Origin of the sequence: Finegoldia magna ATCC 53516, from assembly GCF_000159695.1 — a bacterium.
GTDB lineage: Bacteria > Bacillota > Clostridia > Tissierellales > Peptoniphilaceae > Finegoldia > Finegoldia magna_F.
In genome coordinates, this window is the sequence record NZ_CM000955.1 from 1,573,600 (window position 1) to 1,591,961 (window position 18,362).

Annotated in this window: 15 protein-coding genes; 1 reads left to right on the forward strand and 14 read right to left on the reverse strand. The window is 28.9% G+C overall.

Annotated features, from left to right (window positions below; all coding sequences use genetic code 11):
• Positions 1-28 precede the first annotated feature (28 nt).
• The 6 genes from dnaK to lepB form a co-directional block, all read right to left on the reverse strand.
• Positions 29-1,855, reverse strand: a complete 1,827-nt coding sequence (gene dnaK, locus HMPREF0391_RS07630; protein ID WP_002836444.1) for a molecular chaperone DnaK — start codon at positions 1,853-1,855, stop codon at positions 29-31.
• 42 nt (positions 1,856-1,897) lie between these two features.
• A complete protein-coding gene (locus HMPREF0391_RS07635) occupies positions 1,898-2,458 on the reverse strand; it encodes a nucleotide exchange factor GrpE (protein WP_002836445.1) in 561 nt (186 codons plus the stop codon).
• Positions 2,448-3,494, reverse strand: coding sequence for a heat-inducible transcriptional repressor HrcA (gene hrcA / locus HMPREF0391_RS07640; protein WP_002836446.1), 1,047 nt, complete (start codon positions 3,492-3,494; stop codon positions 2,448-2,450). Before hrcA ends, HMPREF0391_RS07635 begins: the two co-directional genes overlap by 11 nt.
• Positions 3,495-3,575: 81 nt before the next feature.
• Positions 3,576-4,679, reverse strand: a complete 1,104-nt coding sequence (gene hemW, locus HMPREF0391_RS07645) for a radical SAM family heme chaperone HemW (RefSeq protein ID WP_035109514.1) — start codon at positions 4,677-4,679, stop codon at positions 3,576-3,578.
• 47 nt (positions 4,680-4,726) lie between these two features.
• Positions 4,727-6,538, reverse strand: coding sequence for a translation elongation factor 4 (gene lepA, locus HMPREF0391_RS07650; protein ID WP_002836449.1), 1,812 nt, complete (start codon positions 6,536-6,538; stop codon positions 4,727-4,729).
• A 9-nt stretch (positions 6,539-6,547) separates the two neighbouring features.
• Complete coding sequence (gene lepB / locus HMPREF0391_RS07655; protein WP_002836451.1) at positions 6,548-7,072, reverse strand: signal peptidase I; 525 nt, start codon at positions 7,070-7,072, stop codon at positions 6,548-6,550.
• 122 nt (positions 7,073-7,194) lie between these two features.
• On the opposite strand from lepB, the gene rpsT reads away from it, so the two are divergent.
• A complete protein-coding gene (rpsT, locus tag HMPREF0391_RS07660; protein WP_002836452.1) occupies positions 7,195-7,458 on the forward strand; it encodes a 30S ribosomal protein S20 in 264 nt (87 codons plus the stop codon).
• A 53-nt stretch (positions 7,459-7,511) separates the two neighbouring features.
• Here rpsT and holA read toward each other — a convergent pair whose 3' ends face one another.
• The 8 genes from holA to HMPREF0391_RS07700 form a co-directional block, all read right to left on the reverse strand.
• Entirely contained in the window at positions 7,512-8,510 is a 999-nt protein-coding gene (gene holA, locus HMPREF0391_RS07665; RefSeq protein ID WP_002836454.1) for a DNA polymerase III subunit delta, read from the reverse strand.
• On the reverse strand, positions 8,476-10,782 hold the full coding sequence (locus HMPREF0391_RS07670; protein ID WP_002836455.1) for a DNA internalization-related competence protein ComEC/Rec2: 2,307 nt from the start codon (positions 10,780-10,782) through the stop codon (positions 8,476-8,478). Before HMPREF0391_RS07670 ends, holA begins: the two co-directional genes overlap by 35 nt.
• A 58-nt stretch (positions 10,783-10,840) precedes the next feature.
• Positions 10,841-12,127 (reverse strand): phosphopyruvate hydratase, encoded by a 1,287-nt coding sequence (gene eno / locus HMPREF0391_RS09435; protein ID WP_002836456.1) that lies wholly within the window; start codon positions 12,125-12,127, stop codon positions 10,841-10,843.
• A gap of 3 nt (positions 12,128-12,130) precedes the next feature.
• Positions 12,131-13,678: a 2,3-bisphosphoglycerate-independent phosphoglycerate mutase gene (gene gpmI, locus HMPREF0391_RS09440; protein WP_002836457.1), complete on the reverse strand. Its 1,548-nt coding sequence runs from the start codon at positions 13,676-13,678 to the stop codon at positions 12,131-12,133.
• Positions 13,668-14,423 (reverse strand): triose-phosphate isomerase, encoded by a 756-nt coding sequence (tpiA, locus tag HMPREF0391_RS07685; RefSeq protein ID WP_035109731.1) that lies wholly within the window; start codon positions 14,421-14,423, stop codon positions 13,668-13,670. The genes gpmI and tpiA overlap by 11 nt, the downstream gene beginning before the upstream one ends.
• A 4-nt stretch (positions 14,424-14,427) precedes the next feature.
• A complete protein-coding gene (locus tag HMPREF0391_RS07690) occupies positions 14,428-15,615 on the reverse strand; it encodes a phosphoglycerate kinase (protein ID WP_002836460.1) in 1,188 nt (395 codons plus the stop codon).
• A 66-nt stretch (positions 15,616-15,681) separates the two neighbouring features.
• Complete coding sequence (gap, locus tag HMPREF0391_RS07695) at positions 15,682-16,683, reverse strand: type I glyceraldehyde-3-phosphate dehydrogenase (protein ID WP_002836462.1); 1,002 nt, start codon at positions 16,681-16,683, stop codon at positions 15,682-15,684.
• A gap of 73 nt (positions 16,684-16,756) precedes the next feature.
• Entirely contained in the window at positions 16,757-18,355 is a 1,599-nt protein-coding gene (locus HMPREF0391_RS07700) for a Na/Pi cotransporter family protein (RefSeq protein ID WP_002836463.1), read from the reverse strand.
• Between the last annotated feature and the right edge of the window lie 7 nt (positions 18,356-18,362).

The window sequence follows — 18,362 nt, forward strand, 5'->3', positions numbered from 1 at the left end:
TTTACCCCTTTTTAAGATTTTTTAGTTATTATTTATTTTCGTCGTCATCAACAACTTCATAATCAGCATCTACAACATCATCATCTTTTTTAGATTCTTGTGTAGCTCCTGATTGTTGAGCTGTGTTTTCATATAGTTTAGAACTTAATTTGTACATTTCTTGAGTTAATTCATCTGTTTTTGCTTTAATATCGTTGTTATCTCCTGAGTCTAGGATTGATTTTAAAGCTTCTACTTTTGAATTGATATCAGATTTTTCAGATTCCGAAACTTTGTCGCCTAAGTCTTTTATTGTCTTTTCAACTTGGTAAATTACAGATTCAGCGTTATTCTTTGTTTCAATAGTTTCTTTTTTATTTTTATCTTCTTCAGCATACTTACTTGCTTCGTCAACTTTCCTCTTGATTTCTTCATCGCTCATTTTAGTTGAAGAAGTAATTGTCATAGCTTGTTGTTTTCCTGATCCTAAATCTTTAGCACTTACGTTTACAATACCATTCGCGTCAATATCAAATGTTACTTCAATTTGAGGTACTCCTCTTGGGGCTGCTGGAATTTCAGTTAAGTTGAATTGTCCTAACAAAGTATTGTCAGCTGCCATTTCTCTTTCACCTTGAAGAACTTTGATTTCTACGGATGTTTGACCATCGGCTGCTGTAGTAAAGACTTGAGATTTTTTAGTTGGAATTGTAGTGTTTCTTTCGATTAATTTTGTACATACTCCACCTAAAGTTTCGATACCTAATGATAGAGGTGTAACATCAAGTAACAATAAGTCTTTTACTTCACCAGTTAAAACACCACCTTGTAATGCTGCACCAATAGCAACACATTCATCTGGGTTAATATCTTTTTGTGGATTTTTACCTATTAATTTTTTTACAGCTTCTTGAACAGCTGGAATTCTTGTAGAACCACCAACTAATAATACTTTTTCTATATCATTGTGACTTAATCCAGCATCTTCTAGTGCTTGTCTTACTGGTTTTAAAGACTCTTCAACTAAGTCAGATGTTAATTCATCAAATTTGGATCTTGTGATATCCATGTTTAAGTGAACTGGTGTTCCATTTACTGCAGAAATAAATGGTAAGTTAACATTAGTAGAAACTCTTGTAGATAATTCTTTCTTAGCGTTTTCTGCTGCATCTTTAAGTCTTTGTTTTGAAGTAGCATCTTTTCTTAAATCTACACCATTTTGTTTCATGAATTCATCTGCAAGATAGTTTAATAATTTTTCGTCAAAATCATCTCCACCTAGTCTGTTGTTACCACGTGTAGCTAATACTTCGAATACGCCATCTCCAACTTCAAGGATTGAAACGTCGAATGTACCACCACCTAAGTCATAAACCATAACTTTGTGTTGATCAGTTTCTTTATCAATACCATAAGCTAATGCAGCTGCTGTTGGTTCGTTGATAATTCTTTTTACGTTTAATCCAGCAATCTTACCAGCATTTTTTGTTGCTTGTCTTTGAGAGTCTGTAAAGTAAGCTGGGACAGTAATTACTGCTTCTGTAACTTCTTCTCCTAAATAACTTTCAGTGTCGGCTTTTAATTTTTGCAAAATCATTGCTGAAATTTCTTCTGGAGAATAATCTTTACCATCAATGTTTACTTTGTATTCAGTACCCATTTCTCTTTTAATTGATGTGATTGTTCTGTCTGGGTTTGTGATTGCTTGTCTTTTTGCTGTTTCACCAACTAATCTTTCACCATCTTTAGTGAATGCTACGATTGATGGAGTAGTTCTATTACCTTCTGAGTTAGGAACTATGACTGATTCTCCACCTTCCATAACTGCTACTGCTGAATTTGTTGTACCTAAATCAATACCTATTACTTTACTCATTATAAAATCCTCCTTTTAGATTTTTATCTATATTTAAAATTCTTATTTACTAACTTTGACCATAGCTGGTCTAATGCATTTCTTATTTAAAATGTAACCTTTTTGGAATACTTCTAATATCATATCTGAACCCTTATCACTATCTTCAGTAATAACTGCATGATGGTAATTTGGATCAAATTTATCTGAACAATCTACTTCTTCCAACCCGAAATCTTTTAGTGATAGTAGAAGGTTGTCTCTAATTAATTCAACACCACTAGAAAACTCGTCTTTTTCTTCCTTACTATCGATAGCTCTATCTAAATCATCTATTATAGGTAGAATTTTCAAAATCAAAGACTCATTGGCTAATTCAATAGACTGTTGTCTCTCTCTATTTGTTCTATTCTTATAATTAATAAAATCCGCTTGTAATCTTTTTAAAGAGTCTTTTAAATCCTCTATTTCAGTATTTACAACTTCATCATTATCCTTATCAACTTCTTCTTTTATTGACTCATTTTCATTTTTATTTAAATCTTCTTTTTCCAAGTTTTGATCTTCGTTTTTTAACTCTTCAGAAGATTGACTTTGTTTCAAATTTTCTTCATTATCTTTCATAATAATCCCCCCTAATAATTAATCCATTAATTCTTCTAGATAATTTAAACATAGCTTCTATCGAAAGCTCATAATTCATTCTCATAGGAGCAACAATAGCTATAACACCTATGTTATTTTTATTGAAGAAATAAGAACTCTTAATGATTGTGTTTTCAACAAGTGATTGTTCATTATTTTCATTTCCTACTTTAATGTCCAAGAAATTATCTGAAGAATTCAAAATATTCACTATTTTGTCTTTGTCTTCAAGGTATTCTATTATGCTTTTGACTTTGTCTAAGTCACTATATTCACTATATTTGAAAATATTTGATAAACCTTCAACAGATACATACATTGAAGATAACTTATCTTTTTCATTTTCAATAATATCGGTAATTGCACCTTTAAAAAGATCATTATATTTATATTTTGAAGAAAATTCGTCTAAATTATCATAAACTTCATTTAGATTTTTCCCTAAAAAAAGTTTCTTCAATAGAAAATTAATCTTAATTAATTCATTTTGTTCTATGACTTGTTCTGATGAAATCACAGTATGATTTAAATCACCAGAATCATATAACGTTAATAAAACATAATTATATTCGCTAATTGGAAGTAACTCTATGTGAGATAAATGCATCCTATCTGATTTTTTTAACATAGAAATCACAGGATACTGAGTTATCTCAGAAATGAATTGAGAAGAAGATTTAATTAATTTCTCCGGTTCAACAATTCTTTCATAGGGTTTTCTTATAGACATTAATGAAGAACTAGAATCGTCAGTTTTATAGAGTTTGTCTAGGATATAATCCACATACAATCTGAAAGCTTTTTGAGATGGAATTCTTCCTGATGAAATATGAGATTGTACTAAATATCCCAAATCTCCTAAATCGCTCATCTCATTTCTAATAGTAGCTGGACTGAATCCTATATTATAATTCTTAGATAAAACTCGAGATCCAATTGGCTGAGCAGTCTTTATATAATTGTCTATAGTCGCGAGTAAGATATTAAATTTTCTTTGTGTTAAATTTTCATTCAAGACCTCACCTCTTTTTTGTTAGCAACCTATTACCTTGAGTGATAATAAAATTATACACTATGTTTTCTACTGTGTCAAGTGTTATACTAAAATATCTACGAAAAAACTATTTGACACGAAAAAACCTTGATTTGTAAAGCTTAGATGATTATTATCTAAAGTTAATAATCCTCTATTAATCCAGTTATCAATTAATTTTTTGTTCTTAGCATATAAATTTATTCCAAATTTATCTTGGTATACTTTTAAATCTAATCCTTCTTTTAATCTCATATTGGTTATTATGAATTCAAATTCTCTTTTTTCTAAATCAATTTTTTCAGAAAAACTAATAGGCTTTTCATTATTCAATATTTTTTTCTTATAATCTGGATAGAAAAACTCATTTGTGTATCTGTGTTGATTTAAATAACCGGAGGAAGATAAACCAAATCCATAATAATTTTCGTCTTTCCAGTAAATCTTGTTGTGAATGGATTCAAATTTATCTTTTGCAAAATTAGAAATTTCGTAATGTTTGTATTTTTCTAAACCATTACAAATCTTTAAATACATATCGTATTCTTTATCATCATTTCGATTTATGTCATCATATTCTTTGTAAAATTTTGTTCCCGGTTCTAATATCATGTTATACCGAGAAACATGATTTGGGTTGAGTTTTTCGATATAATAAAGATCATTATCCAGAGATTCTAAAGTTTGATTTGGAAATCCAAATATCAAATCAATTGAAATATTATCAATATAATCTCTAATTATTTCAAATGACTTTAAAACATCTGATACCTTGTGCCCTCTTCCTAAAAATTTGTTGTACTGATCATTAAATGATTGAACTCCTAATGATATTCTATCTATACCAATTTTTTTATAGTTTTCTATTTTTTCTTTTGTGACGAACTCTGGATTGCATTCAATAGCAAATTCCTTTAATTGTATGTTAAAACAGTTATCTATTAAGTTATAGGTTTTTTCAATATATTTAGAATTGACAAGATTTGGAGTTCCTCCTCCTATATAAATGGTATCTATTTTGTCATTAGGATTCTTGTACATATTTATTTCTGTTTGTAATAAATCAAAGTATTCATCAACTCTTTGATACTGTTTAGTCATTGTTGAAAAATCACAATAGTTACACTTATAATCACAAAAAGGTATGTGAATATAGATTCCTTTCATAACTCCTCCTATAAAAATAAGCCAAACTTTCGCTTGGCTTAACAAATTTAATTTCCTTCATCGTATTTTAATACTGATAAGAAAGCTTCTTGAGGAACGTCTACACTACCGACAGATCTCATTCGCTTTTTACCTTCTTTTTGTTTTTCTAATAGTTTACGCTTTCTAGTTATATCTCCGCCATAACATTTAGCAAGTACATCTTTTCTGTATGCTTTTATAGTTTCTCTTGCGATTATTTTATTTCCTATTGCAGCTTGCACAGGAATTACAAATTGATGTCTTGGTATTTCATCTTTAAGTTTTGTTACAATTTTTCTTGCTCTTTCATAAGCTAAATCTTCGTGAACAATTAATGTTAATGCGTCAACTTTTTCTGAATTAATCATTATTTCAAGTTTAATTAAATCAGATTTTTCATAACCAATTAGTTCATAATCCAAAGATGCGTATCCTCTTGTTTTTGATTTTAAGGCGTCATAGAAATCGTAAATTACTTCATTTAATGGTAATTTGTATTTTATTGTTACCCTTTTTTCGTCAAGGTAAGTCATGTCTATGAAGGTTCCTCTTTTTCCCTGACAAAGTTCCATAATTACTCCTACATAATCTGTAGGAGTCATGATTTCTGCATGGACAACTGGTTCTTCAACATAGTCAATTTCAGTTTCCTTAGGGAAATTTGTAGGATTTTGTATTTCTACTTCAGTTCCATCTTTTTTATGAACTTTATATATTACACTTGGTGCAGTAGCAATGATATCTAAGTCAAATTCTCTATCTAATCTTTCTTGAATAATTTCCATGTGTAACAACCCTAAAAATCCACATCTCAATCCAAAACCTAGTGCGATTGATGTTTCATTTTCAAATGTCAAAGCTGCATCATTAACTTGAAGTTTTTCTAGTGCATCCCTTACAGAATTGAAATCTTCACCTTCAGCAGGATAAATACCACAATAAACCATTGGTGTAACTTGCTTATATCCCTCGAGAGGTTTATCCACAGGATTATGTTTATCTGTTATAGTGTCACCTACTCTAGCATCTTTTACATTTTTGATACTGCAAACAACATATCCTACATCTCCAGCGCTAATTTCATCTGTGCTAACCATACCAGAAGATGTGTAACCGCATTCAGTAACTTCAAATGATTTGTTAGTAGACATCATTAAAATTTCTGATCCTGGCTTTATACAACCATCAAAAACTCTGACATAAACAACAACACCTTTGTAAAAATCGTAATATGAATCAAATATCAATGCCTTTAAAGGTTTATTTTCGTCCCCAACTGGAGCAGGAACATTGTTTACTATGTCTTCTAATACATCTACTATATTTATTCCTTCTTTTGCTGATACTGCTGGAACATTTTCAGCATCTAATCCAATAATATCTTCTATTTCCTTTTTTGCAAAATCAATGTCGGCACTTGGCAAATCTATCTTATTTATTACAGGCAAAATTTCTAAATTTTGGTCGATAGCCAAGTATACATTTCCTAATGTTTGAGCCTCAACACCTTGCGTTGCATCGACAATTAATACTGCACCTTCACACGCTTTTAATGACCTACTTACTTCATAAGTAAAGTCAACATGACCTGGTGTATCTATTAAATTAAGATTGTATACATTGCCATCTTTAGCCTTATAAGATAATTTAATGGCTTTTAATTTGATTGTTATTCCTCTTTCGCGTTCCAAATCCATAGAATCCAAAACCTGTTCACTCATTTCCCTATGAGTAAGCATACCAGTCTCTTCAATCAATCTATCAGCTAATGTTGACTTACCATGATCTATATGCGCAATTATTGAAAAATTTCTTATGCATTTTTTATCGTGTTTCATTTAAATCTCCTAAATCGAACCAATCTTATCAACAGGATATAACCTAAAGAAAACGACACCGATTATCGAATCTTTATTAATAGGTCCGATGTACCTGCTGTCATTATAATTATCTAGTTCTCTATCATCATTTATAACAAAATATTCATCTTTACTTAATACCCATTTATTATTGTTTAATTTTTTTGACTGTTGCAATAAAATATAGGGTTCATATATTCTTTTTCCGTTAACAAAAATATCATCATTTATAATTTCCACTGAATCTTTAGGCATTGCAATAACTCTTGCAATATTAGATTCTGAATTTTTCTCATCATAATACTTAACTATATCAGTTTTTTTAATGTATCCTGTTATTTTATTTAATTTATTAATAAGAACAAAATCTCCAGAAGTTAAAGTGGGACTCATATTTGATGATTTTACTATTTGTGTTTCTAAAATAAAAGTTTTTATTACGAAACATACTACTAAAGCTATAAATATTGCAAATAGCAAATTTGAAAACTTACTATCTAAAAATTTCTTCATACTATCACCATTCTTTACCAACCTATTATAACATAATTTACAATTAATGTTCTAGATTACTTGAAATAATTAATTCTATAGTGTATAATAATAACACTGTTCAAAAATAAAGGAGGGATATTATGGCAAATATTAAATCAGCAATTAAAAGAATTGATGTAACTAAACTTGAAACAGCTAGAAATAAATCTAAAAAATCAGCTATCAAAACTTTCATTAAGAAATTTGAAGCAGCTGTTGAAAAAAACGATAAAGAAGACGCTACTAAATTATTTAATTTAGCAACTAAAAAGATTGACCAAGCTGCAAGTAAGAACACAATTTCTAAAAACAGTGCAGCTAAAAAAATTAGCAGAATGGCTAAAGAATTAAACAAATTAGCATAGAAATAATGTAAAGGATCCATTACATTATTTAAAGGTTGAAGTAAATTCAACCTTTATTTTTTTGCTAAAATTTCGCAAATACTATTTTCTATATAGTACTTAGAATTTAACGTATTTGTTTTTAATGTAGTTTCTATTTCATACATTTTATGAATCGCAAATCTTAACTGGTCATATCTCCAATTTTTCACAAAACTTTGAACTTTATTTAATTCGTATGATGATATTTTTACTCTCTTTGTGATTTCAGTTTGCGAAACTTTCAAACGTAGAAGTTCTTTTATATATAATAAATTTCTAAATAATCTAATAACCATATGAAGTGCTTTAAAAGTGTCTGATGTGTCATTTATAAGTAAATTTAAGTAATATATCGTCTTAGATAAATCTTTTGATGCTATTGAATCTGTTAAATCGAAAATATTTTTATCATATTGATTTATTAGAGAATTCAAATCATGTTCTGTTATTTCATCTTTCTCTAAATTTATAAACTTATCTAATTCATTATTAACATCAATTAAAGTCTTTTCAGAATTTTTTATAAGATAAAGAGAATATTCAATAAAAATGTTAACGATATTATTATTAATCTTCTTCCCTTTTAGGTAATTTATTATATAAGCTTTTAATTGATTTCTGTTTAACTTATTGAATTCAATATCTGATCCATAGTTTATTATTTCTTTTAAAAATTTAGACTTAAATACATTTCCGTATGATGTCATTATAATCAAAGTATACTCTGGAATCTCTCTAATATAAGGTAATAAATTATCAATACTTTCCTTGTTTTTTGAAATTCCTGTTTTAGTTAAATCTACATCATCGATTAAAATGAGTCTTTTATCACTAAACATAGGAATAGTTTCAGAAGAACTATATATTTTTTCGAAATCTGATATTTCGTACTCATCAAAACTTTGAGCCTTGTAGTGCTTTTTTATTAATGACAGATATTTTTCTATATAAAACTTTTCTTCTCCGTGTATTAAAATTAGATTAGACAACAAATTATTATCTAATTTTTGTTTCGCCAATGAAAAATCCATCTTTTGCTCCTCTACTCTTAAAGTAATATAATACGAAAATTGTTGTAATAATTGAATTTTGTTCTTTCACTAAAATATTATAAATCGAATACTTATCTCTATTAGATCTTATAGTATTAAATATCTTGCTTGAGACAATCTCAATGTTTCCATCTTTATCAGTTCTTTTTATTGGAATATTTAGTTTATTTAAATTATCTAGTGTTTCATGATGTGGGTGTCCATAATCATTTCTTAGACCTACAGAAATAATAGATATTTTGGGATTAACCTTTTTTAAGAAATTTAAATCTGAACTGTTTTTACTTCCGTGATGGGAAATTTTCAACACATCAGATGTTATATCTTCATTTAAAATATTTCTTTCATATTCTCTAGAAATGTCTCCTGTAATTAGTAATGAAATATCATTAACATATACTTTGTAAACTATAGATTTATCGTTCTCTTCATCACTTATGGGTTTATCAATGACTTTGATATAAACATTTCCAATTTTTAGTAATTGATTATCTTGTAGATTTACGTAATGGTTATTTTGATTATACTTGCTTTTTAATATTTTTTCTCCATTAGTTCTAGATAAAACTATTGGATTATAAGATTTGTTAATATTAATTAAATTTTTACTATGATCTTCATCAAAATGAGTCAAGAATACATAATCAAGATTATTTAAACCTATTTTGTGTAGATATTCTACAAGGTAAGTTCCAGATTTATCTTCTGATTTGTATGAACCTCCTGTATCTATCATAAAACTTTTAAAATATTGTCTTACAAGTAAGCAATCACCTTGACCAATATCCACAAAGTTTATATGCGTAATAGGATTAAAAATATTTAAAATTATCGGCATAATTACGCTTATAAAAAACATATTTTTTAAAGTTTGTTTATTAAAAACGTTTAAAGTTTTAATGTAGTGTCTGTTATAAATCTCAAATATTATTATATAATAAACAAAAATCATCAATATAGAAAAGCTCATAAAACTATGAATTTGTATATTAAATGAATTAATTGTAATGAAGATATAATTTATAATCTTTAAACAAAATTTTATAATTTGAACAAATACATAATTAAAGCTATTAGGTATCAAAAGTACAAAAGCCGACAATTGTATGATAAGTGTAAAAATAGGTAAAATAATGGTATTTCCAATGATAAAACCAAATGTAAATTCATTAAAAAACCTAAGTTGTATTGGTAATAATATTATATAAACTAAAGAAGAAAGCATCAAATAATTACGTAGTTTGCTGTTTTGTTTTTTGAATTTTGGATACAAATATAAAATAGTAAATGTTGCTAAAAATGAAAAAATAAATCCGACATCAAATAGATTATATGGATTCATAAGCAAAATTAAGATAGCTGCAATAATTAAATTATTTAAATTATACCAATCTATCTGCATTTGATTAGATAATTCCACTATAAATAACATAATAAATGCTCTAACTATAGATGAAGGTAGACCTACTGCATATCCATAAATTGCAATGAGAAACAAAGATAACCAAGAAATAATTTTTCTGTTAATCTTAAAAATACCAAATAATTTATTAAAAATGGTGTATAGAATAATAATATGTAGACCACTTATCGCGAATACATGACTTATTCCTAATACTTTAACATCATTTGTGTAATCTTCACTCAAGAAATTAAATCCTGTAAATATAGACTTTAATACAGAAGATTCATTTTCGTTAAAATTAGAATCTAATTTAAAAACTATGTGGTTTAAAATTTTACTTCTAATTCTTAATAAATGTGAGTTAGATTTTCCTATTATATCAGGATCAGTTCTACAGTATATATCTCCATATATGTTGTTTTTTAGTAAATAAAATTTATAGTTAAACATATATGGATTACCATTTGTATATGCTTTATTAACTTTTGATCTTATATTAACTATATCACCAATATTCAAATCTCTTTTAGTTGTTAATAAAAATTTTACATTATTTTGATTAGTGACTTTTACAATGTACTTTTTATTGGATCTGTTTTTATTGATAACTACAGCATTAATATCTACAAATTCATTATCTTTAATATTTTTGTAATTATCATTAATAATGTTTAAATGAAAAATAGTCAGAAATAATACTAACAGTGAGACAATAAGTTTCTTCTTATCTTTAAAGAGAAGCAATCCTGTAACCACTACATCAACTGCTATAAAAATTGGATTGAAATATATGTATACAATTGTTGTTAAAATTATCTGTATTAATATTAATGTAGTGATTAGCATTTTACACCTAATTAATAGGAATCACAGCTAATAATCGCTGTGATTCCATGTATTTTCATTATTTGCTTAAATTGTAAAAAGTTTTTATTCCATCATATACTGCAGTAGATTCTAGCATATCTTCAATTCTTAATAATTGATTATATTTACAGATTCTGTCAGTTCTTGAAGTTGAGCCAGTCTTAATTTGGCCAGCATTAGTAGCGACAGCAACATCAGCAATAGTTGTATCTTCAGTTTCTCCGGATCTGTGAGATATTACAGCTGTATATCCATGTCTTTTCGCTAGTTCTATTGCATCAAGAGTTTCTGTTAAAGTTCCGATTTGATTTAATTTTATTAAAATGGAATTGCATACTCCCATTTCAATACCTTTTTGTAATCTCTTAACATTTGTAACAAATAAATCATCACCAACTAATTGAATTTTAGATCCTAATTCTTTAGTTAGTTTCTTCCAACCATCCCAATCGTCTTCAGCTAATCCGTCTTCAATAGAAATAATAGGATATTTTTCAACTAAGTTTTTGTAATATTCAATCATTTCATCGCTAGTTCTTACTGCATTATCCCCAGCCATATTGTATTTACCATCTTCATAAAATTCACTAGCTGCAGCATCTATAGCAATCATTACATCTTTTCCTGGTTCATATCCAGCTTTTTTAATAGCTTCAACTATAGTTTGTAAAGCTTCTTCGTTAGATTCAAGATTTGGTGCAAAACCACCTTCATCTCCAACAGCAGTATTTAATTTTCTAGATTTCAGTACATTTTTTAGATTATGAAATACTTCTGTACCAATTCTTAAGGATTCTTTAAAATTTTCTCCACCTACAGGCATAATCATAAATTCTTGAATGTCAACATTATTATCAGCGTGTTGTCCACCGTTTAAAATGTTCATCATTGGTACAGGTAAAGTCTTACCGTTTACTCCACCTATATATTCAAATAATCTTTGTCCATTTTCATCTGCAGCAGCTTTTGCAACAGCTAAAGAAACACCTAAAATAGCATTTGCACCAAGTCTAGATTTATTTTCAGTGCCATCTAATTCTATTAGATAATTATCTATTCCAACTTGATCAAATACATCCCAACCTACTAATTCATCTGCTATTTCTAAGTTTACATTATCAACGGCGGTTTCAACACCTTTTCCTAAAAATCTTTTTTTATCATTGTCTCTTAATTCTACTGCTTCGTGTACTCCAGTAGAAGCACCTGAAGGAACTATCGCTGATCCCATTGCTCCTGCTTCAGTATAAACTTCAACTTCAACTGTAGGATTTCCCCTAGAATCTAAAACTTCTCTTGCATAAATGTCAATTATTGAACTCATTATTTATTCTCCTTTTTTAATTAAAGATTTACCTGTCATTTCTGAAGGCTTATCTATTTTCATCAATTCTAAAATTGTTGGTGCTATATCAGCTAAAATACCATTATTCAACTCGATATCCTTGTCAGGATATTCTATAAAAGGCACCGGATTAGTTGTATGTGCTGTGAATGGCCCACCTGTCATTTCATCAATCAAATATTCACTATTCCCATGATCAGCAGTTATCAATGCATGATAATTTCCGTTTTTATCTATAGCTCGTAATATTTCCTCTAAACATTTATCAACGGTTTCAACAGCTATCTTATCGGCGGAAATTACACCAGTATGACCAACCATATCTGAATTTGCAAAGTTTAATATTATTAAATCGTAAATATCTTTATTAATAACATCAACAACATGATTTTTAACTTCAACAGCACTCATCTCTGGCTTAAGATCGTAAGTTGATACTTTTGGAGATGGAACTAGTATCCTATCTTCATTTTCGAATTCTTTTTCGATACCGCCATTAAAGAAAAATGTTACATGTGCATATTTTTCTGTTTCTGCAATTCTTAATTGCTTTAATCCGTTTTCAGAAATAATTTGTCCTAATACATTATTATACCCTTGTTTTGGATAAGCTATTTGTACATTTTTGATAGTTTTATCGTATTCTGTCATTGTTACAAATGAAATACCTTTGTATTTTGTTCTTTTAAAACCATCAAAATCATCGTCAACAAAAGCTCTTGTAAGTTGTCTTGCTCTATCTGGTCTGAAATTAAAGAATACAAAAGAATCTTCATTTTCAACTTTTATTGCGTTATTATTTTCATCGACTATTGCACAAGGTTCAATAAATTCATCAGTGATATTTTTATCATAACTATCTTGTAAATATTTTATTGGATCGTTACTTTTATTTCCTTCACCATTAGTTATGCAATTATAAGCTTTGTCTACTCTGTCCCATCTTTTGTCTCTATCCATTGCATAATAACGACCGCTAACAGATGCAATTTTACCTACACCAATTTCTTCTATATCGTCTTGTAATTGTTTTAAGTCTGTTATTGCAGATGTTGGTGACACATCTCTACCATCTGTAAAACAATGTATTACTACATCATTAAAATCTAATTTTTTGCACATTTTTAGGATTGCTACAAGGTGATCATAATGAGAATGAACTCCACCAAAAGAAACCAATCCTAGTAAATGAAGTTTTTTATTTTTTTCTTTGGTTTTTAAGATAATATTTTTTAAAACTTCATTTTCATAAAATTTTCCAGATTCTATGTCATTAGTAATCTTACTTAAATCTTGATAAATTATTCTACCAGAGCCAATATTCATGTGTCCTACTTCGGAATTTCCCATTTGTCCTGCTGGAAGACCTACTTCATTTCCTGAAGCAATCAATTGTGAATTTGGATATTCACTCATCAGTCTGTCAAAAATTGGAGTATCAGCTAATTTGATAACATTTCCTGGATAGTCTTTGCCTAATCCCCAACCATCTAAGATTATAAGAATTAATTTGTCTTTTCTATTTTCCATAATTAATTAGTTTAGAAAAACTGTCTGCTTCTAAACTTGCACCCCCTACTAAAGCTCCATCAATGTCTTCTTTTGACATTATATCAGTTACATTTTCAGGTTTTACACTTCCGCCATATTGTATTCTAATTGAATCAGCCAGATCTTTGCTATACATTTCTGCCAATAAATTTCTTATAAAGTTACACATTGATTGTGCATCGTCGCTTGAAGCTGTTTTACCAGTCCCAATAGCCCATATTGGCTCATAAGCGATTACAAGTTTGGATTTTAAATCTTGTTCGCTTATTCCTTTTAAGTCTGATCTTATTTGTGATTCTACAATTTTTTCGTGATTGTTAGATTCTCTTTGTTCTAAGTTTTCTCCGCAGCAAAGTATTGGCTTAAGATTGTGATTTAAAGCTGATATTATTTTCTTATTTAATAGTTCGTCATCTTCTTTGAATATTGTTCTTCTTTCAGAATGACCAATTATAACATAGTCAACTCCTAGATCTTTCAGCATATTCGGAGAAATTTCTCCCGTAAAAGCACCGCTATCTTCGAAATACATGTTTTGTGCTCCAGTAGAAATATTTGTATCTTTTAAAGCTTCTGTGAGAGTTTTTAGTGATGTAAATGGAGATATTATACAAGCTTCTACATTATCAGAAATTTCGAAATTCTTTAAATCATTTAGAAACTGCTTAGTTTCTCCATCTGTCATATTCATCTTCCAATTTCCTGCAATTAATGGTTTTCTCATATTACTATCTCTCATCAATACAATCAATACCAGGTAACACTTTGCCTTCTAAGAATTCCAAAGAAGCTCCACCACCTGTTGAAACGTGTGTTACTTTGTCTTTATTTCCAGATTTTGCAATTGCTGAAGCACTATCGCCACCACCAACAATAGTTGTAGCATCAGATTTTACTAAAGAATTTGCAACTTCAAAAGTACCTTTACTAAATTGTTTAATTTCAAATACACCCATTGGGCCATTCCATACAACAGTCTTGGACTTTTGTATTTCTTCATCAAAAATCTTTATAGTTTTAGTTCCAATATCAAATCCTGCAATATCGTCTGTAAATTCATCTACACCAATTACTTTTGAATCAGATTCTTCTGTCATTTCTTTAGCTGCAACAAAATCAACTGGTAAGAATATTTTAACTCCTTTTTCTTGAGCTTTTTCTAATAGAGATTTTGCTAAATCTAATTTATCTTCTTCGATTAAAGATTTACCGACATTTTTTCCTTGTGACTTAATGAAAGTATATGCCATAGCACCACCTATTAGTATAGTGTCAACTTTTTCCAATAGATTTTCTATTACTCCAATTTTATCAGAAACTTTTGCACCACCTAATATTGCTGTAAAAGGTCTTTCAGGATCTTCAAGAGCTTTACCCATTATTTCTATTTCTTTTTGGACTAAAAATCCTACAGCACTTGGTAAGAACTTTGACACTCCTACATTTGATGCGTGTGCTCTATGGCTTGTTCCAAAAGCATCGTTTACATACAAATCAGCTAATTGTGATAATTCTTTAGAAAACTCTTCATCATTTTTTTCTTCTTCTTTTCTATATCTTGTGTTTTGAATTAGCATGATTTCTTTAGGTTGTAATTGCTTACTTTGCTCAATAACAGAATTATCCACAACTTTATCATTATCTACAAATTTTACTTCTTGTCCCAAAATTTCTGAAAGCTTTTCTGCAACCGGTTTTAATGAGAATTCAGGTTTTGGTTCGCCTTTTGGTCTACCTAAGTGACTCATTAAAATAACTTTAGCATTATTATCAATTAAATACTTTATTGTTGCGATAGATGCTTCTATTCTATTCGTATCAGTTATAATACCGTCTTTAATTGGAACATTGAAGTCAACTCTTACCAATACTCTTTTATTTTCAACATTTAAATCTTTTAGTGTTTTTTTATTCATAGATTAACCTTTCTTTGAAAAGAGTCGATTGCAAAAATATTTTACCATCGACTCTAAATAGTTTTATTATCTTGTAGCTATAATCTTTGCTAAATCAAATACTCTTGAACTATAACCCCATTCGTTGTCATACCAAGAAGCAATTTTTACCATATTTCCTAAAGCATAAGTCATATCAGCATCAAATATTGAGCTTCTTTCATCTCCAATGATGTCTGAAGATACCAATTGATCTTCAGAATATCCTAAGATGCCTTTCAATTCGCCTTCACTAGCTTTTTTCATAGCATTATTGATATCTTCTTTTGTAACTTCCTTACCTAAAAGAACTGTCAAATCAGTAATAGATCCAGTAGGAGTTGGTACACGAACTGCAAGTCCAGTCATTTTTCCTTCTAATTGTGGAAGAACTTTACCAACAGCTTTAGCAGCGCCTGTAGTTGTAGGAATCATACTTAAAGCAGCTGCTCTCGCACGTCTTAAATCTTTGTGGTGAGCATCTTGAATGTTTTGATCGTTAGTATAAGCGTGAATTGTTGTCATTAAACCTTTTTCAATGCCAAATTCATCATCCAAAACTTTAGCTACTGGAGCTAAGCAGTTAGTTGTACATGAAGCATTAGATATAATATCATCAGTTTTTGGATCGTATTCTTTATCGTTTACTCCAACTACGATCATTTTAACATCTGCTTTACCTGGAGCAGTTAATAATACTTTCTTTGCACCTGCTTTAATATGTTTTGATAAACCTTCTTTGTCTTTAAAAGCGCCTGTTGAATCAATAACTAGATCAACACCTAATTCTTTCCATGGTAATTCTTCTGGATTTCTGTTATTTACAACAGTTATTTCCCTATCACCAATTTTAATTTTGTCATCTGCTAATACTTCAACGTCTTTTTCAAAAGTACGATAAATTGAGTCATACTTTAAAAGATGTGCATTTGTTTTAAGGTCACTTGTAATGTTCAATGCCACTAATTCAAGATCAGGGTCATTTTTTTGAATTAAAATTCTTGTTACATCTCTACCTATTCTTCCAAATCCACTAATTGCTACTTTCATTTAATCCTCCTTGAAATATTTCATAATACATACTTTAATTATATACCCGATTTATAATCTTATTAATCAAATTCTAAACCTCAATATGAAGAGTATAATTGGATATATTTGTGCAATGGTCAGATATTCTTTCCAAATTTGATAGAATATCTAAGAAATTGACTCCAACAGTGGAATCACATTCATTGTTGTTAATTCTTTTGATATGATTATGTCTATATTTTTTTTCTAAAAAGTCTACATTATTTTCAATGTTTGCGACCTTAGAAGCCAATGATTGGTCATTGTTTTTAAATGCCATAGTTGAATCTATTATTGCATTTTCTACATTTGAATATAAGTCTTTATACTCATCGATAGCTACTTTGCTAAATTCCTTTTCTTCATCATAAATAAGAGTTACAATTCCGCATATATTTTCAACATGATCTCCTATTCTTTCAAGATCATTAAGCATATCTTGCATAATAAAAATTTGTGTGTGTTCTTCATCTGAAATTGATTTGTTAGATAATTTTACAAGATACTCAACGATATGTTTTTCCAAATTATTAATTCTTTTTTCTTCTTCTAATATTATTGATCTTAGTTTTTTGTTACCTGTCATAAAATATTCATCAACATTTTTAAAATTTTGATAAACTATATCACTCATTCTAATAACTTCAAGTCTAGCTTGTTCAACTGCAATAGAAGGAGTTTCCAAAATTCTGTCATCTAAATATTGTAAGTCTTTTGCGTGTTCTTCTCCTGGAACAATTTTCATAGCAGCTTTAACTAAAAAGTTTGAAACTGGAAGTTGTATTAAAACATTTATTACATTAAACAATGTATGATAGTTAGCTATTTGTCTTGAAACATTTAATGGAGTTAACATGTATACTATGTTTTGCATCAATTTATTTAGGAATATAAGCACTATAACAGTACCTATAAGATTAAATAATAAATGTATTATTGCTGCTCTTTTGGCGTTTTTTCCAGCACCAATAGAAGACAATAATGCAGTAGTAGTTGTACCAATGTTTCCACCAAGTAATAATGGAGCAGCTTGATTTATTGTAAGTAATCCTTGTTTCCCTAAAGCTTGTATTAACCCAATGGAAGCAGAAGATGATTGTACTGCAGTTGTTAAGAAAAATCCTACAAAAACGCCGATTACTGGTGAGTTTAATTTTAATAAGGCATTTTTAAACCACAATTCTTTAGATAATGGATTTAGCCCATCTCCCATAGTATTCATTCCTATGAAAATTAAACCTAAGCCAACAAAAACCTCGCCTAAATTCTTTTTTCTATCATCCTTTGCACTTATGTACAAAAGCACACCAAAAGCCACAATTAAAGGTGCATATTTTGCTATATCAAAAGCTATTATTTGCGCAGTAATTGTAGTTCCAACATTTGCTCCTATAATTACTCCAACAGCTTGATTCAAAGGCATTAACCCTGCATTTACAAATCCCACAACCATTACTGTTGCTGCAGATGATGATTGTATTACCATCGTTACTACTATACCTAGTAACACACCTATGTATTTATTCCTAGTTAAAGAACCTACTATCTTTTTTAACTTATTACCTGACGATTTTTGAAGACCTTCACCCATTATTGTCATTCCAAACAAGAAAAGTGCCAATCCCCCTAAAACCGGAGTTATAATATCCATAAAACCT

What these genes read in the sequence shown, in the direction of transcription:
- HMPREF0391_RS07635 (WP_002836445.1), bottom strand. Translation starts at nt 2,458, where the DNA reads ATGAAAGATAATGAAGAAAATTTGAAACAAAGTCAATCTTCTGAAGAG.
- lepA (WP_002836449.1), bottom strand. Translation starts at nt 6,538, where the DNA reads ATGAAACACGATAAAAAATGCATAAGAAATTTTTCAATAATTGCGCAT.
- HMPREF0391_RS07670 (WP_002836455.1), bottom strand. Translation starts at nt 10,782, where the DNA reads ATGCTAATCACTACATTAATATTAATACAGATAATTTTAACAACAATT.
- gpmI (WP_002836457.1), bottom strand. Translation starts at nt 13,678, where the DNA reads ATGGAAAATAGAAAAGACAAATTAATTCTTATAATCTTAGATGGTTGG.
- eno (WP_002836456.1), bottom strand. Translation starts at nt 12,127, where the DNA reads ATGAGTTCAATAATTGACATTTATGCAAGAGAAGTTTTAGATTCTAGG.
- dnaK (WP_002836444.1), bottom strand. Translation starts at nt 1,855, where the DNA reads ATGAGTAAAGTAATAGGTATTGATTTAGGTACAACAAATTCAGCAGTA.
- lepB (WP_002836451.1), bottom strand. Translation starts at nt 7,072, where the DNA reads ATGAAGAAATTTTTAGATAGTAAGTTTTCAAATTTGCTATTTGCAATA.
- holA (WP_002836454.1), bottom strand. Translation starts at nt 8,510, where the DNA reads ATGGATTTTTCATTGGCGAAACAAAAATTAGATAATAATTTGTTGTCT.
- HMPREF0391_RS07690 (WP_002836460.1), bottom strand. Translation starts at nt 15,615, where the DNA reads ATGAATAAAAAAACACTAAAAGATTTAAATGTTGAAAATAAAAGAGTA.
- rpsT (WP_002836452.1), top strand. Translation starts at nt 7,195, where the DNA reads ATGGCAAATATTAAATCAGCAATTAAAAGAATTGATGTAACTAAACTT.
- tpiA (WP_035109731.1), bottom strand. Translation starts at nt 14,423, where the DNA reads ATGAGAAAACCATTAATTGCAGGAAATTGGAAGATGAATATGACAGAT.
- HMPREF0391_RS07700 (WP_002836463.1), bottom strand. Translation starts at nt 18,355, where the DNA reads ATGGATATTATAACTCCGGTTTTAGGGGGATTGGCACTTTTCTTGTTT.
- gap (WP_002836462.1), bottom strand. Translation starts at nt 16,683, where the DNA reads ATGAAAGTAGCAATTAGTGGATTTGGAAGAATAGGTAGAGATGTAACA.
- hemW (WP_035109514.1), bottom strand. Translation starts at nt 4,679, where the DNA reads ATGAAAGGAATCTATATTCACATACCTTTTTGTGATTATAAGTGTAAC.